This window comes from Bacteroidales bacterium (assembly GCA_031275285.1).
Taxonomy (GTDB): Bacteria; Bacteroidota; Bacteroidia; order Bacteroidales; family UBA4181; genus JAIRLS01.
The window spans coordinates 1-24,409 of sequence record JAISOY010000077.1; the positions used below are offsets into that span (position 1 = coordinate 1).

Sequence of the window (24,409 nt, forward strand, 5' to 3'; positions counted from 1 at the left end):
TTTATTAAAACACCCCCACCCCAAACCCCCCCGCGCCAGCCTGTGCAGGTCTGCGTACATAACCTCCTTTTGCTGTGAATTGTGTTACATATAATGTTTTTACCAGTTTTCCCACCGAATCCTCGATCCATACAGCATACTGGTTGCTGCCATGTCCGCTCTGTCGCACATACGAAACGGTGATTTCCAACACGCCGTTTCCGTTGTTTTCAGAAAGCCGTTCTCCCGGAAAAGCATTCGTGCTGAAAAAGATTCCAAAAAGAAAAAAGAATAAGTGGCTCATAACATGAAATTTTAGCATTTTCCATTTGTAACCCGGAAAATATATTTTCCGGGTTACAGAACTCTATATAATATGGATAGTAATGAACATTTTTTAAATTAAATCTGTCATTAAGGAACTTTATTCCCTGCACTGGGCGGCAATATACCTCTGACTTTCATGGAAATTCCGAGAAACTGGTCGCGTGCAGTGATATACAGGATGGAAAAATCCGGCCCGCCGAACACGCAACTTGAAGCATAAGGAATTCCATACTCCGCAGCCAGTCGACCTATGAATTTGCCGGCTTTGTCGTAAATCCGGAGTCCGTTACCACTACAACCTACATACAAATTTCCTTCAGTATCCAGATAAATACCGTCCGCCCCACGAGCGTCATGGATCAACAACGTTTCGTTTGCCAATTTACCCGGTGCTAGCACATCATATTTATAGACATGTCCCACCTTGTTATCAACGATGTAAAGTATTTTACAGTCTGCAGTAAGAATAATGCCGTTCGGTTTTTTACAGACCGTCGAAACACGGGATATTTCACCGTCTTTCGAGACATAATACACGTCTTCTTTTCTGACGGTATTATTATCTCGATGCCGATAGCTAGGGTCGGTGAAATAGAAACCGTTTTCAAAATCAATTGTTATGTGTTCCGGTTCGTTGAAACGCAACCCTTCGAATTCGCTTACGATTGTCCGTTTTTCTTTGGTACGCACATCGAATTCGACAATACGGGAAGCCGCTCCTTCGGTAACAATGAGCTTTCCATCGCGGTTGAACATCATCGCAACGGGATCGAAGGTGTCGTCGGTAAATAGTTCGACGGGCCTTCCATAAGCGTAAAATTGAATTTTGTCCAATCTGGCAGAGAAATATACATTCCCGACAGCATCAACAGCGGGACCTTCGCTGAAATTGTAACCGGTTCCGAGTACGGTGGCTTTTATACCTGGTTCAATGATATCCGAAAGTTGAAAAGCCGCTTGTTCCTTATCCTGTTTTCCCACCGAATCTTCGGTCCATAATGCATACCGGTTGCTGCTATACCCGCTTTGAAGCACATACATACCGGTAGTTTTCGGCATTCCGATTCTTTTATTTTCAGAGAACCTTCTTTCTGCGAAAGCGGTTAAACTTAAAAAGGTACCAATGAGAAAAAAGAATAAATGCCTCATAAAATGAATTTTATTTGTACGGACATAAAACACAAGGATACAAGCTATAAACAACAATTCCAAAAAACAACAAAACCAACAATTCTGCTTGTATCCCGTATTTTATGCAATCAACTTAATTTTTTATAGATCAACTCGATCCCTTTTCCGTTTTTGGGATCAAGGTTCCGGGAATAGCGGCGTGTTTCGTCGCTGTCCCAATGTTCGTGAACACCCAGACTGGTTACCTGCTTTCCGTCCTGCATGTATTTGGTCCCTGATGGCGGATTTTCGGCCAGTGCCATCTCATGAAGGTAATCGTCGGCATTTTCGCGGATCAGCATCCACGGACGGTTCTGGTTTTCGGGATCCAGATTGTTTTTTGTCTGGGAATACAGAATATCCAGTCCGACGGAATCCAGAGCCACGCCATCCAACGATGCGAGGATACAGGAAGGCCATTCGGGATTGGCATACGGATAATTCTTATTGAAGAACGGTGCATTGGGAAAATGTACGGCATACGACGAATGTTTCCGGGCTGAATACAGGCCGTCCAGCATATAAAGAATGGTCTTTTTCCCCAGTGTCGGCGATGCTGCAAGATCCACCACAGGAGAATAGGTTTTCGGTTTGGCGTCGCGGTTGGTATTCATCACTGCGTGCAGATCTGACGGTCCCTGGATGGAACCGAAATGATTTTTCCCAAGCATTGTTACCGCTGTCTGCCCTTCATCCCCTTTTTCCATATTCGAATACGGATATGAATGACATTTCAGCATGGCAAGGTTCACCATATAAGTAGCATCCATCACCTGTCTGGGAATATTGGTCGCCTTCGCGTAGGCAATACCGTTGGAATACTGCATGCCCTTTACCCATTCGGGCATTTCCAGGCGCCGGTGGTCTCCGTACAGGGGATGCTTTTGTTTATCGGTAAATTCCTTTTCCTGCATGAAACGGACATCTTTGAAATCGCTCCACACCTTTTTCAATACGGCAGCGTAGACATAACGTTTTCCGTCGTAGACCAGTATGTTTTCTTCGGGTACCCCGGCATGTTTCACTAATTGTTCCACTACGGCATGTACGGTCTGCGGGGCGACATCGGTATAATTGTTTGTCCGTTCGGGCCGGTTGGTGGAGTTCATATTGATCTTTACGGCAACGATCTCTCCTTTGCGGTATCCTTTTTTCCCCTTACCCAACTGACTGTTATGGTATTCGAAGATCGCCTTCCATGCCTGTCCGTAATTCTTCTTGCCCGTTACCTGAAGGATGACATCCCCTACCATTTCCGTTACACGTTTCTGATCGGTATTTTCATCCAGCCACCAAGGGCTTGTCATGGATCTCCAGTTGCCATCCCAGTGAGCGGTCCCGGGCGCATGCGACCATGCCACCCTTCCGGGATATATTCCACGGGCTTTACCTACAGGTAGGTTTATTGCATCCGGTTTCCAATTATATGGCGTTGCCGGTTTCGGCTGTTGTTGCATCAATGTTTCCGCACCTTGCAGCAGACCTGCAGGAACAGCCGATGCAAGAATGCCGATCCCTGTTTTCCTGATAAATTCCCTCCTGTTGCTTTTCATTAAATTAAGAATTAAGAATTAAAAATTAAAAATTGAGAACCTTTAGCTCGGCGTAGCCAATTGAGAATTAAGAATTAAAAAAGGATTTGATATTCATTCTCCATTACTCGCTAACGCTCATGACCGGCTATCGCCTATGTTCTCCATTATTTTTTTATTTTTTCTCTTTCGACAATTTCAGTGGCCCATACAAAACCCACATAGGCTTCTTTGGCATTGAGCATTTTCCGGTAATGGATGTACTTCTCATAATTATCCTGTACGCCGAGGCCATCGCAGGCATGATAGATATCCACCAGACCGTGTTTGTTGATCTTTGCATTGCCGGTGATCAGCTTATAGCCCTTATCCACCACTTTTTTGTAATCTTTTTTACCGATGACACCCAGATTGATGCCTTGTTGTATCGCGTATACGAACATAGCCGTACCGGATGTTTCTATCCAGTTATCCGCACGATCCGTTTTATCCACTACCTGATACCATCCTCCGGTTTTGGGATCCTGCGTCTTTTTCAATCCTTCCGCCAGGCGGATGTATATATTCCTGATCTCGTTGTATTTCGGATGCGCCTGTGGAATGGTTTCCAGTGCTTCGACCAGTACCAGGGCATACCAGCCTAATCCTTCACCCCATACTTCATGCGATTTTCCTGTGGCAGGGTCGGCCCACGTACATACGCGGGGTCCGTGTCCCGGTTCGTAGACTCCATGTACATACAATCCCGAACTACCCTGTTCGCCCCGTTTGGCATATGCGGTAATCTGGCGGGCCGCTTCATCGAAAGCATATTCCGAATCACCGATGGATCGTCCGTAACGAAGCAGGAACATCTGTCCCATAAAAATCCCGTCGATCCACATCTGTCCGGTCAGACCTGCCCCATGCCAGAATCCGCCGTCGCTGTTGCGCGGATAACTGTCGAAACAACGTCGTATCGTCTCTGCCGCCTTTTTATACCGTTCGTCCTTATAGTGTTCATACATCATGACAAGTGTATTTCCCGGCATCATTCCGTCGAGGTTGGTACAGTAGGAGGGCATCCTGGTTACTCCCTTGTGGTTGCGCACTCCCCTGAGGTTACCATCTTCATCGACAAAACCATCGATGTATTGTTTGATATATTCCAGATACTGCTTATCACCTGTAACTTTGTATAATCGTTCGAAAGCGCAGGCCATATATGAATTGACATAGGTCCATGAATTCCAGTAAGCTTTTGAATAGTCGGGCCACCGGGCCATAGTGGATTGTGCGGTAGCTATCGCCCACGATGCAGGCGCCTTATCAGGCATATAGGAAAGATATGCCCCGGGAATCGTGGTGTTGGCCGCATCGGGGAACGGACGTTGTTCAACAACCCCGGCATAGGCGCCATTCACTGCCTCTACCATTTTCCCGACATTTACGGACTGCTTGCCGTCAAGGTAGATTTCCTTGTTTTCTCTGCCGGTCAACTGCAAAAGCGCATTGGATTCTCCTGTAACGGAGGATGTGGAGATGTAGGCATAGCGGACGCTATCCAGACGCATGATTGTTTCCGAACCGGCGCTTGCTACGGCTTTAAAATTATTGATAATCACACCTGTCGCATCCTGGCAGATCAGCGCGGGACGAAGGTCAGCCTTGCCCAGTTTGAAACTGACATTGTTCAGTTGCAGGTTGCTGACATGCCTTGCCCATACTCCGTATGCCGGGACATAGGGGCCGAATGTCTTCACTTCGGGATACTGGTTCACGGCTTCCTGAACCACCCTGTGTCCATCCTGTACGGTTCCACCGCCGGGAAGCTCGATCTCGATATTTTCCAAAGTAAGATTGTTGATATAATGTCCGGGAACGCCCGTAATCAGAATGCCCGATGCCGGATTCAACTGGGTAATCGAATCGCTTTTAGCCTTTACATTACGGATAAAAACGTGTTCGAACGTACCTGTCGGTTGTTTTTCATCGCCTTTGCGGAAAACATTGAGCCTTGAACCCAGACGGAAAAGCATAGGCGTACGTACATTCTCCATGGTGATATCGGTGATCTCTATATTTCTTAAATGTGCCCCGTCAACAGTAAATAATTTGATACCGCCGTTCCGGGTATCATAAATATGGCATTTGGATATCTTAATGTTCTCGAAGGACGACATGGACTCGGTTCCCATTTTTATACCGGCCTGATTGCTTTTCAGACGCATGTTGGTAACGGTAATATCCCGGCAGGGCGCTTTGCTGTATGTGGCCTTGAAACACAAGGCATCATCGCCGCTGTCGATATCGCAGTTATTGATGCGTACCTGCTGACAGCCATCGATGTTGATCCCGTCGTTATGTGCCACTCCACGGCTGATGATCTTTACATCTTCGATACGGATATTCCTGCTCTGGGCATAATGGGAAGTCCAGGCTCCGGCATATTTCAACGTAACACCCTGTACAGTGACATTTTCGCAACGAAGTACCCGCAACAGGAATGGACGGTAGCCCCAGATTTTGGATTCCGAACGTTTGTCTTCGGCAATATGCCGGGCTTTCAGGGCCGAGCCCTGTCCGTCGATCACTCCTTCGCCTTCAATGGCCACGTTTTTCACATCGATGGCGACAATAAACGCCCATCCTACTTCTATTCCCAATCCTTCGGTGAAAGGATCGAGGTTGTCATATGCTTTGATGTCCGTTGTACCCAACAAAAGTGCATTTTTATCCAGATACAGCCTGACATTGTCTTTTAATGCAATGGTGGCGCATAAAAATGTTCCCGGAGGAATGACTACCGTTCCTCCTCCTGCAGCATGACAGGCGTCGATGGCTTTTTGTATTGCCGGAGAATCCATCGTTTCGCTATCACCAACCACACCATAATCCCGCGCATTGAAGATGTCTTTTCCGTTGCCTGACAGTTTTTCATCCTGTTTTCCGGTTACATCCATGAATGCGATATCGGAAAACAACACGGATTCGTCACGAATGTAGGAAGGATTGCGTAGGCTTCTGTATATGCCGTATTTGGGCCGGTTAAATTTAGCTCCGTCCCGCCACATATCCACTCCCTCCGTTTTGTTGTACAACAGCACCTTACCGTCGGATACCCGTTTGATCTCCATTTCCAGCGTCCCGGGACGGTCATGCGTAACAGTTTCGGTGACTTCCACCCAGGTCCCTTTGAAATCGGCCAACGGCACTTCCGCTAATATGGTGGAACGATTGGCTGAAGATACCTGGTTCAGTTGCAACACTTCGCCACTTTCTTTCCAGCGGGGCGTGAGGGTCACGATAGGTGCACCCGCTCCGGGGCCTGAATCGGCTTTGATCTGATGGATATGGCAAAAGCCCGGTGCAGCCTGAAATCCTTTATCTAGTTTAAAGCGCCATTGATAAGTATGTTTTTTCCCCCGGAAACCCTTCATACTTTCCGGTGAAGGTCCAAATGTCTTGATCTCCGCCCGTTGCCTGTCCTTGGAGCCGCAACGGTCATCATCCAGTTCCGCATGAAGCGTAAAAGCAAAAACCTGCTTGTCCAATTCCTTATCGAACTGCTGGGTGATATGCTTTACGGGATGTCCGCAATCGGGTACTTCCACACCGTAACCGTAAGATTCGATCAACCGGTACGTATCAGATGTGCCATCGGCATTCATTACTCTTCCGGCCTGCGCAGAAACAAACTGCGAGGAAAAAAGAATGAAGAATGAAAAATTAAAAATTAAAAATGAGACAGTGCGCATGCAACTAGGAATTAAAAATTAAAAATTAAAAATTAAAATGGAAAATGGGTATGGAATTCATTATCAATTATCAATTCTCCATTCTCCATTATTTTGTCATGAATGTGAACGTTACTTTTCCTACATGGTCGGGTTTTCCTTTTTCGGCTTTGGATATTTTACCTTCCTGCTGTCCTTTTTTGTTTTTTGTAACGGTTATTTCCCGCCATGAAAGGATGCCTTTTTCATAATCGAAAGTTTCGCCGTCATCATCATACAGGAGATATTTTCCGTCCTGTACACCATAATGCCTGATTTCCATATTCACTTTCTCACCATTGGCAGGGGCATGTAAACGGCTTTCCATCATGGGAATGATCCCGCCATCCTTCACATATACGGGTATCCTGTCCAGGCCGGGTGTTACCGTAATGGCTTCCCCATCACCGGCATATTCGCCCGTATAGAAATCGTACCATTTTCCTTTGGGTAATAATACCTTACGTGATTTCTGACCAGCAAACATGGGGGCTACCAAAAGATATTCCCCGGCCATATACTGATCTTTTACCTCTTTGTTGACAGCTTCCAGGTAGGGATTATCTTCTAAGCTGCGGCTTCTTACTTCGGCGCCTCCTTCATTCCTGAAACCGGGTTCAAGCATCATCGCCCTGAACGGCGGCGTCCCTTCGAAATGATATTTGGCAAATTCCGAATAAAAATAAGGCATCAGCTGCATCCTGAGCAGGGAATAATATTTTACCTGTTCCGCCACTTCGGGGAACGACCACGGCTTGGTTCCGCTGCTCCATGCATTGATCATGGCCATGGGGGAGAAGGTCACGGATTGAAAACGGCGCAACCATTCTTCACCTGTTTTGGAACCCCTTACTTCAGGTGTCCATAATACACCGCAAAAACTACTGTTGATCAATGCGGTGATAAAGTCCTCATGGCTGTAATAATCGTTATAGATGACATACGGCATATTGTTGGCTCCTGCATTGGATGCCCTTACCAGGCCGAAAGTCCTTTCGTTGCGCTGGCGGTACAATTCATCGGTTAGTTTTTGTGTCAATACGCCATAAGTCTGGCGCATCTGCTCGGCGCTGATTCCTGATGGAAATGTTGCCACATCAGGCCACAGGTAAAAGTCATAGCCGTCTACCTCGTCTATTTTATATCCGCTTACCCCGATGGATACCTGGTCCTTCATCAGTTGACCGGCAAATATTTCCCTGGCCTGCGGCATGGTGAGATCGGGCACGGTTCCGCACCATACGGTATGTGTGCCGGTGTAAGGTTGTATATTTTTAAATATAGGTGATTCCGGGGATATAAAAGGGTTGGTCCACAGGTTGATACGGATTCCCTTCTCTTTCATATTTTTGACGAATCCTGCCGGATCGGGGAAACGGCCTTTGTCCCATTCAAAGGAACAGGGATAGGCTTTGGTTTGCCAACCGGGCTCCAGACCTATGAAATCAAGTGGATAACCACGTTTAGTAAATTCATCGGCTTCTTCTATAACCTGATCTGCGTTGTATAACTTTTGTACACGTTGGGTAAAGCCGAGTCCCCAGCGGGGTGGGAGAGTACCTCCACCGCAATACAGGTTGTAACGACGAACGGCATCCAGCGTGGTAGGGCCGGCAAAAAGGAAGATCTCCACTCCTTCGGCCGGGATCAGTATTTCCACATTATCCGAATAAGGGCGTGAAGACCATGTCCTGTCCGTATTACGATCTTTCACCGCAGGCGGATTTTTACTGTCCGTACGCACGCCTGTACCTACATAAACAGTTATGTAGCGCGCTGAATTGATCAGCACTCCGTAACCATTGGACGATACATAAAAAGGCACGGGGGCATGGGTTCTTCCGTTGTCTTTTCCACCATAGTGGTCGACATGCAGGTTCAGTATTTTTCCCCGCTGATGTACCGTCTGGAAATTCAATCCTAATCCAAAGATCTGCTCGCCTTTCTCCAGAGGTAAACGCAGGTACACTTTTCCATTTACCATTTCAGCCTTGATCTCTGCCCGGTCCAGCGTCAATGCGGTGTTCGGCATACTGGCAATGGCTTCATTGTTGGGTTTTACATCTGCAACACTCAAAAGGTTATAGGACTCAGGTGTACCGTAGGCCGCTTTCCATACACCCGGCAATACTTCTTTCCATTGAAGGTCCTGCGCATGAATGCCCCAAAAAGCAAAAAAAGACAGGGCAGCTATAATGATTGTTTTTTTCATTGAGTAAAGGGTTATTTTTTGAATTATGTTTTGTTCTCTTTATGCAAGGACAAAACAATTAATTTTATAAAGAAATAAATATCAATAATGTCCCAAATGCTTGTATTTTTGTGTCAAAAAGGTGATTTGTTCTGATAATAAGCTAATTAAAGTTAATATTAATTGTATGGTGGCTACAGTTATTTTATATTACATCCTGTAATGATGCGCCTGCTGTATGACAGACCGCAATAAATTCCAGTCCGTACCGGCCGGTACGGTACAGTCGGCGCCGAAGATATAATTGGCCGGAGCTGCTTTTAAAGCATTATCCGCTGCTGCTATCACTTTTTCCGGCGTTCCTTTGGCAATCTCATGCAGGCGGTTGAGGCCACCCATGACAGGGCGTTTGAACATGACGGCGGCATCTTTACTTGTGATAGTGGTTCCGTCGGCAAGTACAACAGGTGTGTTCACGACTTTTCCCGGATAAGAGACATAGGGGGCAAGACTATTATACTTTCCTTCATAGTCGCAGATGTGCAGAATATTAAACGCGCATTTTTCATCGGCTTCGGTCATCAGGGCCATATCAAAGGGGCGTACCACTTTATCGAAAAGCGCTGCATCGGGGATACGGTTTACTTCGCCGCCCTGTGTCGACATATAGAAACCGTCAACGCCGGCCCGTATACTTTCCCTGATATAAAACAAAAGACTTTCTGTAATGATCTCCATGCCTTTGGCCACAGCATCGGGATGTTCATGTATCTGTTCCAGCAATTTTTTCTTGCCGCCCGTCATTTGCGAAGCACACATGAACGGCGAATACACGGTGGGAATAATCAGTGCTTCCGCCTTTGCTTCTTTTACAATTCCGGAAATCAACGTCAACATGGGTTCGAAGAAATCTTCCCTGAAAACAGGGATCTTTTCCCAGTCGGATGCTTTCTGCAATTCCATCTTCGGCATTCCTAACTCATACTGTACTTTTACAAAGTCCATGTCCGTTGTCCTGAAGTACTCCAGATGCCTGTTGACGGCAGCCTGCCCGCTACGGTACTCTTTGCCGAAATGCATGAAAAAAGCAGCAGGTATATATTTATTAGGTGTGGACATATCAAGCACCTCCAGTACCAGATCACGCTTATTCGGTGTTTTCTTTTTACATGATGTAAAAGTTCCCAGGCCGGTGGCTAAAAGTCCTGTTCCTGCACATATACCCGATTTGACAAATGTGCGACGGGAGATCGGATGTTTTCTCATGCGATTTAAATTATAAAATTCAAAGTTCAAAATTCAAGATTCAAGATTCAAGATTCAAAATTAACCATGCTTTAAGTACTTCTATCTACATAATAAACGTTTATATTCGTAGCTTTAAAGTTGATTTACTACGTTTTACGTCAATTATCAATTATCAATTTCTTTTCAAGGTATATTCTTTTCCTGCTTCGGTCATCAGGTCATATTCCATTGTTGCGGTCACTGCCGGAGGGTTCAGTCTGGCTTCTGCCGAGATCAGCGGTTGCGGTACTTCGGGCATGCTGAAAAACGGATTCGGATTGTTTCCGGATGCCTGCTGCATTTTTCCCGGGCCTGATAATTTCAACGGTGTAGCCGTACGGATCCTCAGGTTTCCGCCTAGAGAGGATTTCACCCTGAAGGTTTTCACCTGTCCGTCTTCCCATTCTATATCCGTAAGGAAACCGCCTCTTGCCCTTAATCCTTTGATTTTTCCGTTTTTCCATACATCGGGGAGAGCAGGAAGGATGTGCAGCGCACCGTCGTGGCTCTGCATCAGCATCTCGGCAATACCGGCTGTACAGCCGAAATTACCGTCGATCTGGAAGGGCGGATGTGCATCGAACATATTGGGATAGGTGCCGCCACCGCGTGTTTCGGGAGTCACCAGTTTCAACTGGTCCGAGATCAGCTTGTGCGCCCTGTTGCCGTCCATGAAACGCGCCCACAGGCATACCTTCCATCCCATGGACCATCCGGTAGCCGGATCGCCGCGATAGTTCAGGGAAGTGCGTGCCGCATCGAACAATTCCGGGGTACGGTAGGGCGATATCTGGTTGCCGGGAAAAACGCCATATAAGTGGGAAACATGCCTGTGCTTATCTTCAGGGTCGTCCCAGTCGTGCATCCATTCCTGCAGCTGGCTGTATTTACCGACCTGCATGGGTGCCAGGCGGGCGCGGGTCTGCTTCAATGTATCCGCAAAAGCTGCATCCACGCCCAGTACATCGGTAGCTGAGATCAGGTTGGTGAACAGTTCGAACATCAGCTGGTTATCCATGGTGATCCCGGCTGCATTGGTCACCCTGTTCTTTTTGTCGAAAGGATTTTCTGGAGAGTTGGATGGAGCGATCACTAACCATTGGTGTTCATGTTCTTCCACCAGAAAATCGAGGAAAAAGTAAGCTGCCTGTTTCATGACCGGATATACCTCTGCCAGGTAAGCCTGATCGCCGGAGTACAGGTAACGCTCCCACAAATGCTGGCTGAGCCAAGCGCCGCAGGAGGGCCACATGCCAGCCCTTGCCTGATCCACCGGCCCGGTAGTTCGCCACAAGTCGGTATTATGGTGCATCACCCATCCGCGCGTGCCGTACATGATACGTGCCGTATGTGCTCCCGTTACCGCCACTTCTTTGATCATCTCGATCAATGGCTGGTGCAGTTCGGACAGGTTTGTCACTTCTGCCGGCCAGTAATTCATTTCGGTATTGATATTTGCCGTATACTTGCTATCCCAGGGCGGTAACACCAGGTCGTTCCATATCCCCTGCAGGGTAGCAGGCTGGCTTCCCGGCTGCGAGCTGGAAATAAGCAGGTAACGGCCAAACTGGAAATAGAGGGCCGCCAGATGGGGGTCATTACTTTTTGCAAAGTCCCGGATACGTATATCGGTCGGCTTATTGACAGAATCCGTAACACCAAGGTCCAGTTGTACGCGGTCGAAATATTCGCGGTAATAGGCGATATGTTCCGAACGTAACTGATCATAACTTTTTTGCAGGGACCCCTGCATGTATTTTTTTGCCCGTTCATTCTGGTCGGCGCTTAAATCCTGATAATTCACAAAATTAGTCGCCATGGATACGTATATGGTCGCAGCATCGGCTTCGGAAATAACCAGGGTGGTATCGATAGCGGATACCTGTCCGTTTTCGGGAATGACCCTGACCATAGAGGTAAATTCCACTTTGCCTTCCAGTCCTTCATGATCACCCGAGATACCCTCCAGCAAGATACAACCGTCCTGAATACGGGATTTGCTTCTCATCGGGCTACCTTGCCGGGCCGAAAAATTGATCTTTCCCTTTTCGGAAGCTGTGATCCTCACCACGATCGTCTGTCCGGTGAACGACGCCAGCACTTCCCGGGAATACTCAACACCATCCACCGTATAGCGGGTAGTGGCAATGGCCGAAGAAATATCCAGATCCCTGTAATAGTCCGAAACTTTATCATGTCCCGGAAAAGACAAGTACAGATCGCCCACAGGCTGATACGGCATTCCCTGGTTGGTTTTGGAAATAACTTTTTCAAGCGCCATATTCTGCGCTTCAAGGTATTTTCCCTCAAAGATCAGTTTGCGTATCGCCGGGATGGCCGCCAATGCATCCGGATTGGCATTGCTGTTAGGTTGTCCGGCCCACACCGTTTCTTCGTTCAGTTGTAACCGTTCCTCTGCGGGATTCCCGAAAACCATGGCTCCCAGGCGTCCGTTCCCTACAGGTAAGGCTTCTACCCATTTGTCTGCGGGGGCAGCATACCACAATTTCCAGTTGCCCTCTTCTTTTTTATTCGATGTGCAGGATACAATAATGCATATGCAACTCAAAATCAACATATAAGATCTCATCTTTTTCCAATTTAAGATTACCTTCGGTGAGCCCTTCGGGGTTCAAAATTCAAGATTCAAAATTCAAAATTCAAAATCAGCTTCGTTGAGCCGTTACCTTCGGTGGACCCTTTGGGTTTCTGGGTTCAAAATTTTGAACTTTGGACTACAAAATAAAGAATTTAACCAGGGAATAAATATCATTTATGTGCCAAATGCTTGCACTTTTGTGTCAAAAACTAAATGAAAGACTAATTTTAGTATATGATGAATTCTAAATAGTAACTTAGTCTAACATGCTAATAATAATAAAGATATGATATTTAATGAGTCGTTTTAATTGTTAAAATATGTTAAAATTTATTATTTAAGGTTACATATTATTGTATAATAAACAAAAAATGTAACTTTGCATTTGAAATGTAACATAAAATTAATAAACGTATGAAAAAGCAGGTAAAGGGTTTATCGGCAATTTTATTGGCCTTACTTGGTACGGTATCGTGTAATATCGATGTGGAAGACTATGCTTTAACGGAAAGCGGATTTGCGGTATCCGTAGAAGACTATCCTTCCCGGATAAAAACCGGCGAGACGATCGGGATCCGGTGCAGGATAATACCGGACGAACATCAGCGGTATATTCATTATTTCTATATGTACCGTCAAAGGGAAGGAAATGGTATTTTAGAAAATACCAAAGGAAACAAGTTGTACGAATACACTACGAATTTCTTCAAAGGCGAGAGTTTCACCGTGTATTACACGGCACAATCCGGGACAAAACAGGAATTAGTGCTTTCCGTCCACAATAACTACGGGAAAAAAGAAAATATAATCATTAAATTTAATGATTGATCTTTATGGCGAAAAAAGAAGCCCACGAAAGAATCCTCCGTACGGCAACGGAACTTTTTTACAGACACGGATTCAAACGGATCAGTATCGATGAGATTTGCAGTAAAGCCGGTATCAGCCGGAAAACTTTCTATGTTTACTTTTCAAATAAAAACGAACTGGCCATAGAGATACTCAGGCAGATTTTCGAATCGGCGAATGACGGGTTCATCGCGATCATGGAATCGAACAACAGTTTTTCGGATAAAATGAATCAATATATTTTATTTAAACTGGAAGCAACCCGGTCCATTAGCATGGAATTCGCCGATGATATCTTCAACTCCAGCGTAAAGGAGATATCCGATTACTATAAGAGTATTAATGAAAAAGGTACGGAAATCACCCGTCATTATTTCAAAATAGCCCAGGATAACAACGAAATCAGAAAAGACCTGAACCTGGATGTAATCATGTATTTTTCCGATAGGTTAACAGATATATGCAATGATCCGGCTTTTCAGTCGATGTTCCCGGGTTACAAGGAAATGGTTACACATGCTGTTAAAATGTTCATTTTCGGTATCATCAATCACTCTTCTACAGATTCATTTTAAATTTAATAATGATGATAGCATTTATCGGACGTATCTTAAGTGTTTTCGCCTTGTTCTTTATGTTCCTGGCAATGATCCCCTTTCTTGGATGGCTGAACTGGTTGAATATACCGTTTGCCGTGGTGGCTCTCCTTATATCTATTATCGGTCGTTTCAGGGGAGGTATGATCCTTTGCCTGGTAGTAATTCTCGTTGGAATGTTCAGATTGAAGATGGGCTGGGGGATTATTTAATTTCGAATTTAACATTCAACATTCAAAATTAAGTATTCAGTGCTAATTATTGTTTTCTTAAATCACATTGAACAAATGGATTACGTTCAGCATTTATGACATTAATTGTTTTATATTACTTAATGACAATTTGAATATTAATTAGGATTTGTGTAGTCATATTTTACAATCTATATAAATGCATTATAACAAAGGGTAGCGAATAATCCGTGATCGAAAAATACGGGTTCTTTTGCCATGACACGGGCTGCCGTTTTGATATGCCCAGGAACAGATATCCGATATTAATTGCTCTCACCTTTCACTATAATTATTATAAAATAAAGGATGCACTTCGGCAAAGTTTACGAACAAGTTCGACACTCTGCCCTCGGTTTTCACTATATTTATAGAATATAGGATGCGCCTTGGACAAAATTTCAAGCAAGCTTGATTTTGCCTCTCGGCTTTCACTATATTTGAATAATATAGGATACGGTTCGGCAATTATTCGAAAGCAAGCTTTCTACAATTGCTCTCACCTTTCACTATATTTGGGAAAATAGCACAAGCTTTTGGGATAAATTTACAAGTCGATGATGAAAATTTCCGCTTCATTTGTGGTGTTAAATACTTTAACCCATCATCAAATGACAGCAATAAGAACATTCATCCTTTTGATCGTTTCGTTTCTGATAAATGCCGTTGACGCTGAAGCATCAACAAAAGAAATATTAATTCCGGGCAGAGACGCTCCGAATATCATACGCATCACTGCTGATTCGGTAATATTTGTAACAGGTATTACCCGGTCTTTTACGGTAGATACTCCTGAAGACCAGGGACCTGTTTCAACAGGCCTGGAAGTAAGTAAACTGTCGGACCAACTGAAAATGCGTGATGGCTCTCCTTTAATTTTCTCGGTTTATGATTCTAACAACCAATTAAAAAGGGATGGAGAAATTGAATCCGGAGATATGCTCGAGATCACAGTAGGTAAGGGTAAAAAGCGTTATAAAACTGGTGTCCGACGGAAAGCGATGGCCGGAAAACTGATACTGCATCAGGAGAATATACGGGTAAATACCACTACTGACCTGGTACTGGATTTTATTGCAGGCCAAAGAACGCCCAAAGCAACCGTCAGGATAATGATCCCCGAAGGGATACCTGTTACCCCCGAAAATACTACAGTGAATGTTATCGGGCGCGGAGAGGTTCAACTCAGCGGATTGGCACATCAATCCATCGGAAAAACCGGGACAAATTATTCGTATAAAAAGACAGGAGAGGTTACCGTCGAAAAATACGGCAAGGGACAGGTGATCACATTCAGCAATATCGATCTTCGGCCTCTGAACGGCATTGATCTACGGATAAAAATAAAAAATGTAAGGTTGAGACGTACAGGACAATATTCATTTAAAGCATATTACTCTACAACGGAACCTGAAGCGCTTTCCAGTGCAGGAACAGAACAGGAAACAGCGATCCTGACAGCCGGAAAAACGGTGGCTGATTTTCGCAGGAATGTAATAAAAATGCCCACATACCAAGACGATCAACTGTATACTCAGGCAACATTCCTCTGGACTCCGGTTTCTGATGCGTCGGAAATTACTTTGTTACAATCAACTGATGGCGGTAAACAGTGGATACCTGTAAATACCCGGATCGCGCCCGGATCGGGAGAAATCACCATCGATCGTCTTGACCCGGATAAACTGTACCTGTTTAAACTGGACATTAAAAGCGGAAATAGCAAGGGAAGATCCAATACGGCATATTTTTATTCCGGAAAATGGGATGTCCGGAAATTTGGTGTAAGAGGAGACGGCGAAACGGATGATACGGATTCGATCAATGCGGCAATAGCATACATGAACCGTATCGGCGGCGGAACTTTGCTGTTCGGCGGCGGGATCTATTCTATGCGTACCATTCATTTGAAAAGCAATGTATGGATCTATGTCGATAGAGACGCCGTTCTTCAGGCATTGTCCGGCAGCGACGAGCCTGAAGCTACCTGGTTCAGCGATAAGGCTTACCGCTCCGGTCTTTCGCCCACCGATCCGAAGCCATACGCCGATCCTGAAAATTATCTGACCAAACAGGACGTGGGGCATACTTTTTTTCGTAATACCATGTTTTTTGCCGAGAGGGAAGATAATATCAAGATCATCGGAAACGGAAGGATCACCGGAAACGGAAATCTTGCCACCAGCGACCGTGTTATGAATAACGCACCCGGAAAAAGGGCCGATAAAATGTTCACCTTCAAGCTCTGCACAAATATCGAAATAGCCGGCTTTCACTCAACAAAAGATCTATGGTATGATGAAGAAAAGGACGAACCGTATTACATGGAACAGGATGGCCTGAAAAATTTTGACGTCAGCAACATGCTGCATATCGACCGTGGCGGACATTTCGTGCTTCTGGCAACCGGAACGGACAGCATACACGTGCACAATACTTATTTTGCCAAACACCATACGGGTAATGCAAGGGATATATACGATTTCATGGCCTGCAACCATGTTACGGTAACCAATATCTATTCCAAAGTGAGTTCGGACGACATCGTGAAACTCGGCTCGGACTGTTCGCTGGGATTCACCCGCCCTGTAAAAAATTATTGGGTCAGGAACATCATCGGCGATACCAATTGCAATCTTTTCCAGATCGGTTCGGAAACGGCCGACGATATTCAGGATGTATATGTCGATAATATCTATGTCCTGGGCTCCAACAAAGCGGGATTTTCCATTTCGGCCAATGACGGCGCCCATATCAAAAACATATACCTGAACGGAGGGCAGACAGGACCGATACATTCACGTTCGGTAATGAAACGGACACGGGCTCCCTTTTTTATTTCCATATCCAACCGCGGAAGGGTGATCGGCGCCGATGTGGCGATGTTTACATTCGAAGAGAACGGTAATATCCGTAAGGAACTGCTCTGCACCAATTCCAACATCGGCAAAGTGGAAAATATTTTCATCAACTCCATTGACATATCCGAAGTGTATGCGGGAAGTTCTTTCAGAGGTGGCCGGTGGAAAGCTTATGACGGTTCCCAGAACGAAGCGACACCGATCATTGCGGGTTACAGTCTTCCAAAACCGGAAAAGACAGAAGGCGGCCTCAACTTTACTTTGCCCGACGGCAGGCATACCGGATATATTACCCACATCCGTTTTTACGACGTAAACCTGCTGGTGAAAGGTGGACATCCGGTTGAAGACACGCAGGCTTACCCTCCTGAAATAGGAGTAGGCCGGTATAATGTAGGGGATTTAAAAATACAGCCGGCTTACGGTTTCTGGGTAAGGCATGCCAAAGGATTCGAACTGGTCAACTGTTCCATCGCCTATGAAAGTCCTGATCTCAGGTACCCTGTTGTTCTGGAGGATGTAACCGGTGCAAAAATAAAATCGTTGACCATACCGTCCGACAACAAGACATTACCTTTGGTAAAGGAAATCAATTCTTCGCAGGTGGTGGTGGAAATTGAGAATTAAGAATTGAGAATTGAGAATTGAGAATTGAGAACCTTTAGCTCGGCGTAGCCAATTGATATTCTTTATTAATTGTCCATTACTTGCTGACGCTCACGAGATCGGCTATCGCCTAAGTTCTCAATTATTTGTTGTTTTTTATCTCTTTTGACAATCTCGGTAGCCCATACAGGACCGTGTGTTGACCGGCAATACAATTCCGGTCAACTATGCTATATATCGCTTAATATGTGATTTCACACTGTTTTAATAATATTAACCAAAAGAAAAAAACTACCAGAAAGATATGCCCCGCACCAGACATTATCTATTCCACTTATAGGCATTGGGAAAAAATCTGGGTTTTCTATTTCAAAAAGAATTTTTTCTTTTTTATTCAAAGTAAATATTTTTTTATCCAGATTGTTTGCCCATAAGCGAAGGACTTCTATCAAGGAGGAAGCCTTATATTGGCTAATATAAGTGCCACCTCTGTATTCTGTAATAAATGTGTATTTTTCCATTACTTATTTTTCTTTCGCGATGCTACTATACTACAGTTTCTATAATATGAGAATGAAACGACTTCTTTTTATAAGTAAAAGAAAAATACCAAATATTACTCAAATTATCTAATGCCATAAGCCCAATTTCCTCAAGCCAAAAATATATTTCTCTCAGCAAATCTTGATTGAAATCGGTTAATTCCGGATTATTCATATTATCGTTTATGGCTGTCAAAAAAGCCTCTCGTGGTATTGACGCTAAATATTGAGAAACATAAGTTCCGCCAAAATATTCTATGATTATTGTATATGTTTTCATATTTTTATATTTTCCTGTTATTCGCCGAATTTAAAATTTGACAATATAGGACAACGGCATTGCAACTTAGCAAGCCCTTACCGCAAGGTAAATACCGCCGAACCAAGAGCTTATTCCAATTCTATCGGAATGCAAAACCCAAATCAACGTGGGTCAACAAAATAAAATGTATTCTTTTCATATTTATGGACATGTTACAGGCAGCTATGAATGAGCGGTAGCCCGAACAATGGGCTACCGCACTTCCTTCTGTTATTAATTCCTTCCGCCTCTGTTTAGCCGCTCCTTCTCCGCTTCCTTTGCTTTCTTTCGGAGTTCCAGGATTTCCGGATCCCTGATGAGAAACTCATTGAAACCAACTCCAGACACTTTCATATCCTTTAAAAAATCGTATACCTGGGGCGTAAATACTACAGTGTTGTCACTGTAAGGCACGTTGGCTACTTTTTTATAATCATCAGATAAAATCGGCTTTTCAAAGGATATAACAATATAGTAGTCCTTCAATACGGACGGTTTTTCGCCTTTTTGCCGGACACTTAAACTTAACCTGGGTATTAGTGTTGGGTTACCCGGATTAATCATACGCTGCACCTCCACTATGTAAAGTACCGGGTATTCCAGTTCCTTAAGGATCTCTCCTACGGTCCGGCCTTTATATTGCACGCTTCGTATTACATAATTGTATTCTAAGTACGACGCGGTATCCCCATGGAATTTTTCTGCCGGTTTGTAGGGCAGGGTGGCCCCGTTTCTCTGTGCCGTGATTTGTGAGGCAGACAGGATCATGATAAGGGCCAACAAAATAAAATGTATTCTTTTCATATTTATGGGCATATTATGAATTACAAATTACGAATTACTAATTTGAAATTCGTAATTTGTAATTCGTAATTATTACTTCCTTCTTCCTCTGTCCATCCGCTCCTTCTCGGCTTTCTTTGCCTGCCTCCCAAGTTCCAGGATTTCCGGATCCCTAACGAGAAACTCATTGAATGAAACATTGGAAACCTTCTTATCCTTTAAAAAATCATATACCTGGGGCGTAAATACTGCAGTATTGTCACTGTGAGGTACGCTGGCTACTTTTTTATAATCATCAGATAAAAGCGGCTTTTCAAAGGATATAACAATATAGTAGTCCTTAAATACGGACGGTTTTTTGCCTTTTTGCCGAACGCTTAAACTTAACCTGGGTATTAATGTTGGGTTACCCGGATTAATCATACGCTGCACCTCCACTATGTAAAGTACCGGGTATTCCAGTTCCTTAAGGATATCTCCTACGGTGCGGCCTTTGTATTGCACATTCCGTATTTGATAATTGTATTCCAGGTACGAGGCAGTATCCCCATGGAACATTTCCGCCGGTTTGTATGGCAGGGTGGCTCTGTTTCTCTGCGCCGTGAGTTGTCCGGCAGACAGGATCATTATAAGGGCCAACAAAATAAAATATATTTTTTTCATATTTATGGGCATGTTACAGGCAGCTATGAATGAGCGGTAGCCATCCGGCTACCGCACTTTTTTCTGTTATTACTTCCTTCTGCCTCTATCCATTCGCTCTTTCTCAGCTTTCCTTGCCTGCCTCCCAAGTTCCAGGATTTCCGGATCCCTGACGAGAAACTCATTGAATGAAATATTGGAAACCTTCATATCCTTTAAGAAATCATATACTTTGGGCGTAAATACTTCAGTATTGTCACTGTGAGGTATGCTGGCTACTTTTTCATAATCATCGAGTAAAGGCGGTTTTTCAAAGAATATAACAATATAGTAGTCCTTCAATACGGATGGTTTTTCGCCTTTTTGCCGGACGCTTAAGCCTAACCTGGTTATTACCCTTTGGCTACCCGGATCTCTCTTACTTGCCACCTCCACAATGTAAAGTACCGGGTATTCCAGCTCCTTAAGGATCTCTCCTGCAGTCCGGCCTTTATATTGCACGCTTCGTATCACATAATTGTATTCCAGGTACGACACAGTATCCCCCCGGAACTTTTCCGCCGGTTTGTAGGGCAACATTGCCTTACTGTGTCTCTGCGCCGTGAGTTCTGCGGCAGACTTATCAGCATCCGGATCTTTTACACGAACATCTTGTGCCAAAGACATACTACCACCAGCAAGAAATAAAATGATGGTTAAAAAATATATTTTCATGATGTACATCCAACTATTAATAACTCCGACTTGAGTTGATATCCCAAGCCGGAGTATAAAATATTAACGCTTCCGCTTTGCCTGTTTAATCAGCACAGTACCATCCGGTGGCAACAGATTAACCTCCGAACGACTTTTACCTTCAGGCAGGGTCGTATCTTTCACAAAAACCAACTTCAAAATAGCGCGATTTTTGTACCCGCTCTGCATGGTTAAGGTAAACTTAAAATGCTTATGTAAGATTTTGAAGTCATTGAGAACGACCATTATCTCATTAGGATTACCATTTGGTAGGGTCCCACCCATAACAAGCCTTTCGTTAAGGTCTAATTCTTTATAGATTTGTCCATCTTTTTGTACCTCATATGCGCCAAAAAGCATCTCAATACCCATAAACATTCCTTTAGTGAAGGTAATAGATATGGAATAATCTGCCGAATCATACTTCCATGTGCCGATAAACTTGTCTGCATCCGGATCTTTCACACGAACATCTTGCGCAAAAGACGTACTACCACCGGCAAGAAATAAAATGATGGTTAAAAAATATATTTTCATGATGAGTATTTAACAATTTATAATCCCGGCCTGAGACATCAACCCAAACCGGAATATAAAATATTAACGTTTTCGCTTTGCCTGTTTTTTTAGCAGAATATTATCCGGTGGTAATATTATATTCTCCGGACGATGGTCTCCCTGAGGTAAGTTGCGATTTGGCTCACGGATCTGTGTCAGAACAGCACGATCTTTATAACCGCTTTGCATGGTCATCTTAAACTCACTCTGTCTGTAATAGTCTTTATGGTCATTAAGGAAAAATACTATTTCATTAGAATTTCCATTGGGAAGAGGACCACCTATAATACCCGTTCCACTGAGATCTTCATAAACCTTTCCATCCTTTTGCACCTGATATGTACCAAAGAGTTGTTCAAAACCTGCAAGTGTGCCTTTAGTGAAGGTAATGGTAATGGAATAGCTTTCGGTTTCGTATCTCCATGTGCCGATAAACTTTTCGGAATACTTGCTGACTAAACGAGTAAGATCATCGTCTTGTGCAAAAGATAAGGTTCCGGCAACAAGACAGAAAATAGTAATAAGTGTGAATATTTTCATGGTAAAATTTGTTTTATTATATTTCATGATATACATTAAAAATTCATTACGGACAAGGATTGGTTACTACATTGCCATTGTTTTCCATTTTAAGCCTTTCCCAGCCACTAAAACTTGAAGAATTGCTTTTAAAAAGGGTCAGACCCGTACCTGCTGCTCCGTTGGCTGTTTTCATAAAATTTAGAAATTGTGCTTCGTTATGACTTGTACTGCTATTAGGCGATATTCCAAAAAGATTCCTAAATAAATATGACATTAATTCGTCTGCGTGTGACTCGGATCTCGCACTTCCAAAATTATTTTGTCCAAACTGCCTGAACTTTTCCACATCCTCTATCATGAGCATGTAAGAGGTGCCGTGTCCGGTAGTCACTGCGGAAAAGAAGGATGATAGATCGTTTATTTTATTAGTGATCAGTAATTTATACATAGCGTAGAGATCACCGGGACTAAAAATGGAAAGCGATCCGGTACCATAATGCGAATGCGCCATTCCTCCTATTTTACTCATAGGTAGTGGCATAGTCATTGTGGTTTGGTTAGGGTTTCCTTCATAGGCGCTGGCGATATATGAATTAGGATCGGAAGTGGTAACTGTACCGTTAGGTTTAAAAAGAATGGTATATTCTCTATTTCCGGAGGTTTTATTTTTCAGATCAACCATACTTCCTTTGAAAGCTGCATGGTTTGCTAAATCATTTGCCTGTACACAGGGATTCATCCGTTTAAAATTGGCGGTAAAAGTCATATCGCCGTTTACTGCCTGGATATAATAATTCGCTGTTGAAACCGTGGTGCTGCCGGTCCAGTTTACAAAAGCATACCCGGGATTTGGAGTTGCATTAATGATCCTGCCTAGTCCTTTCGGGACTTGTCCTCCTCCCACAACAGACCCGCCTGCTGTAGGATTGGCAGTCACAGTAACGGTAACTAATTCCCGCGGTGGAGCTGGCGGACGATAAGGCCCACCGCCATCGGTACTGCCGCTATTTTCGTCGCCATCGCTAAACTCATCGTCGCCGTTGCCGCCGATCCAAACGCATTCTGTCCATTCATTCTCCAACACGGTAGTCGTATTCTCGCTGCAATATTCGCCTATATACGACCAATTATCACCCATAAAGTTATATTGATGCCAGCATTGCCTGTACACACCATATTGGGAATATGTGGTACATTCCCATTCACCTGTACTTTTCAACGATATCACAGGTTCCTCCTCGCGGTTGGTGCTGTTTATGCTGTGGGTGATCTTTCCGTTGCGGTATACCCATCCATTGGAAAACGTACCGTCCGTATGGTGGAACAGTATGTTGCCGTCGAATTTTTTATCCCTGCCTATATACGCCATTTTTCTGAACGGATTGAATTCGGTTTGTTCCAGATATTTCACCGAAGGCATAATGGTCATCATGAAGCCGGTTTGCCGTCCCGTACGCCGGTGGGTCTGCAACACCAGGCGGGTGAGAGATATCAGGTAACGGTCGTCACCGGTTTCCTCATACTTTTGCATGTTTTCGGGCCTTGCGAAAAACAGCATTATATCCTGCGGCATCAACACAGTTTCCACTGTTTTGAGCCGCCGGTTATGGTGTATTTTTGCCGTCTTCCACTCAGGTTTCAGCACTACCCTGCCACTGTCTTCTTCAACCGCCGATTTCAACATAAGTCCGCCAAAGTTTGACTCATACCACGATTCTGCCGCCGCCAGCTCTGTTTGCTTATCGATCGGCGGCAATTTCTCTTCTTCTGCTACATCTTTCTGACAGGTGCTCAAAAATCCTGCCAGAAACAATAAAAATACAATTCTTAAACTTCTGTTTTTCATTATATTATGATTAGATGAATAAAATATGATCACTTATTTTCATTTGGTCGTTTGTTATGCTTCCCTTGCGGGAAGCTAGCCGTGCCGGTGGCGCATCAACTGTCCGCGTTTTATTTTCATGGTTGATTATTTTGGTTGTTCCATTCATCCCATACTGATTGTGCTTCCCTTTTGATGGCATCCGCCTTCTTCGACGGGATCTTTACGGGCATGTCCAGCAGGGTATGTGCTGTTTGGGCTGCGCGGTCGCGGCGGCCTGTATCCCCGTACAAACGCATCAGCAGGCAGTGTGGCGTCAACCTGCCGGGAATGATCTGCGCCGACCGGGTATAGGCCTGTTCGGCCAGGTCATATTGCCCCATCATCTGATGGTTGCTGCCTATCTGGTTATAAGCATCGGGACTGCCACCCCTGGTCAGGTAGAGGGCGAACATACGGTTGCTTGCCTCGTATTGCCGGGTATGCGCCAGGCAACGTGCATGATCCATCAGGAATAGT

At 44.4% G+C, this 24,409-nt stretch carries 20 protein-coding genes; 4 read left to right on the forward strand and 16 right to left on the reverse strand.

The window, feature by feature from the left end:
• Positions 1-4: 4 nt before the first annotated feature.
• The 7 genes from LBQ60_07985 to LBQ60_08015 form a co-directional block, all read right to left on the reverse strand.
• Positions 5-283: a DUF2271 domain-containing protein gene (locus LBQ60_07985; protein MDR2037847.1), complete on the reverse strand. Its 279-nt coding sequence runs from the start codon at positions 281-283 to the stop codon at positions 5-7.
• 110 nt (positions 284-393) lie between these two features.
• A complete protein-coding gene (locus tag LBQ60_07990; protein ID MDR2037848.1) occupies positions 394-1,365 on the reverse strand; it encodes an SMP-30/gluconolactonase/LRE family protein in 972 nt (323 codons plus the stop codon).
• A gap of 200 nt (positions 1,366-1,565) precedes the next feature.
• On the reverse strand, positions 1,566-3,029 hold the full coding sequence (locus LBQ60_07995) for a DUF362 domain-containing protein (protein MDR2037849.1): 1,464 nt from the start codon (positions 3,027-3,029) through the stop codon (positions 1,566-1,568).
• A gap of 146 nt (positions 3,030-3,175) precedes the next feature.
• On the reverse strand, positions 3,176-6,745 hold the full coding sequence (locus tag LBQ60_08000; GenBank protein ID MDR2037850.1) for a glycoside hydrolase family 88 protein: 3,570 nt from the start codon (positions 6,743-6,745) through the stop codon (positions 3,176-3,178).
• Between the two features lie 88 nt (positions 6,746-6,833).
• Positions 6,834-8,975 (reverse strand): DUF5110 domain-containing protein, encoded by a 2,142-nt coding sequence (locus LBQ60_08005; protein ID MDR2037851.1) that lies wholly within the window; start codon positions 8,973-8,975, stop codon positions 6,834-6,836.
• Between the two features lie 189 nt (positions 8,976-9,164).
• Positions 9,165-10,220, reverse strand: coding sequence for a hypothetical protein (locus tag LBQ60_08010; GenBank protein ID MDR2037852.1), 1,056 nt, complete (start codon positions 10,218-10,220; stop codon positions 9,165-9,167).
• Positions 10,221-10,374: 154 nt separating this feature from the next.
• Positions 10,375-12,831 (reverse strand): glycoside hydrolase family 95 protein, encoded by a 2,457-nt coding sequence (locus LBQ60_08015; GenBank protein ID MDR2037853.1) that lies wholly within the window; start codon positions 12,829-12,831, stop codon positions 10,375-10,377.
• Between the two features lie 423 nt (positions 12,832-13,254).
• On the opposite strand from LBQ60_08015, the gene LBQ60_08020 reads away from it, so the two are divergent.
• From LBQ60_08020 to LBQ60_08035, 4 genes are all read left to right on the forward strand, one after another.
• Positions 13,255-13,668: a DUF3872 domain-containing protein gene (locus LBQ60_08020; GenBank protein ID MDR2037854.1), complete on the forward strand. Its 414-nt coding sequence runs from the start codon at positions 13,255-13,257 to the stop codon at positions 13,666-13,668.
• A gap of 5 nt (positions 13,669-13,673) precedes the next feature.
• A complete protein-coding gene (locus LBQ60_08025) occupies positions 13,674-14,264 on the forward strand; it encodes a TetR/AcrR family transcriptional regulator (protein ID MDR2037855.1) in 591 nt (196 codons plus the stop codon).
• An 11-nt stretch (positions 14,265-14,275) separates the two neighbouring features.
• Positions 14,276-14,497 (forward strand): hypothetical protein, encoded by a 222-nt coding sequence (locus LBQ60_08030; GenBank protein ID MDR2037856.1) that lies wholly within the window; start codon positions 14,276-14,278, stop codon positions 14,495-14,497.
• Between the two features lie 629 nt (positions 14,498-15,126).
• On the forward strand, positions 15,127-18,003 hold the full coding sequence (locus LBQ60_08035; protein ID MDR2037857.1) for an endopygalactorunase: 2,877 nt from the start codon (positions 15,127-15,129) through the stop codon (positions 18,001-18,003).
• Between the two features lie 233 nt (positions 18,004-18,236).
• Here LBQ60_08035 and LBQ60_08040 read toward each other — a convergent pair whose 3' ends face one another.
• The 9 genes from LBQ60_08040 to LBQ60_08080 form a co-directional block, all read right to left on the reverse strand.
• A complete protein-coding gene (locus tag LBQ60_08040) occupies positions 18,237-18,503 on the reverse strand; it encodes a hypothetical protein (protein ID MDR2037858.1) in 267 nt (88 codons plus the stop codon).
• A gap of 25 nt (positions 18,504-18,528) precedes the next feature.
• The gene (locus LBQ60_08045) at positions 18,529-18,804 is read right to left on the reverse strand and encodes a hypothetical protein (GenBank protein MDR2037859.1); all 276 of its coding nucleotides are present in this window, start codon (positions 18,802-18,804) and stop codon (positions 18,529-18,531) included.
• Between the two features lie 255 nt (positions 18,805-19,059).
• Positions 19,060-19,629, reverse strand: coding sequence for a hypothetical protein (locus LBQ60_08050; GenBank protein ID MDR2037860.1), 570 nt, complete (start codon positions 19,627-19,629; stop codon positions 19,060-19,062).
• A 72-nt stretch (positions 19,630-19,701) separates the two neighbouring features.
• Entirely contained in the window at positions 19,702-20,271 is a 570-nt protein-coding gene (locus LBQ60_08055) for a hypothetical protein (GenBank protein ID MDR2037861.1), read from the reverse strand.
• Positions 20,272-20,340: 69 nt separating this feature from the next.
• Entirely contained in the window at positions 20,341-20,964 is a 624-nt protein-coding gene (locus LBQ60_08060) for a hypothetical protein (protein ID MDR2037862.1), read from the reverse strand.
• Between the two features lie 63 nt (positions 20,965-21,027).
• Positions 21,028-21,522 carry a hypothetical protein gene (locus tag LBQ60_08065; GenBank protein ID MDR2037863.1) on the reverse strand — a complete coding sequence of 165 codons (495 nt, stop codon included), beginning with the start codon at positions 21,520-21,522 and terminating at the stop codon, positions 21,028-21,030.
• A gap of 63 nt (positions 21,523-21,585) precedes the next feature.
• Positions 21,586-22,083, reverse strand: coding sequence for a hypothetical protein (locus LBQ60_08070; GenBank protein ID MDR2037864.1), 498 nt, complete (start codon positions 22,081-22,083; stop codon positions 21,586-21,588).
• Positions 22,084-22,129: 46 nt separating this feature from the next.
• Positions 22,130-23,911, reverse strand: a complete 1,782-nt coding sequence (locus tag LBQ60_08075; GenBank protein ID MDR2037865.1) for a hypothetical protein — start codon at positions 23,909-23,911, stop codon at positions 22,130-22,132.
• A 116-nt stretch (positions 23,912-24,027) separates the two neighbouring features.
• Positions 24,028-24,409 (reverse strand): hypothetical protein (locus tag LBQ60_08080; GenBank protein MDR2037866.1); only part of this gene is annotated, 382 nt, incomplete at its 5' end.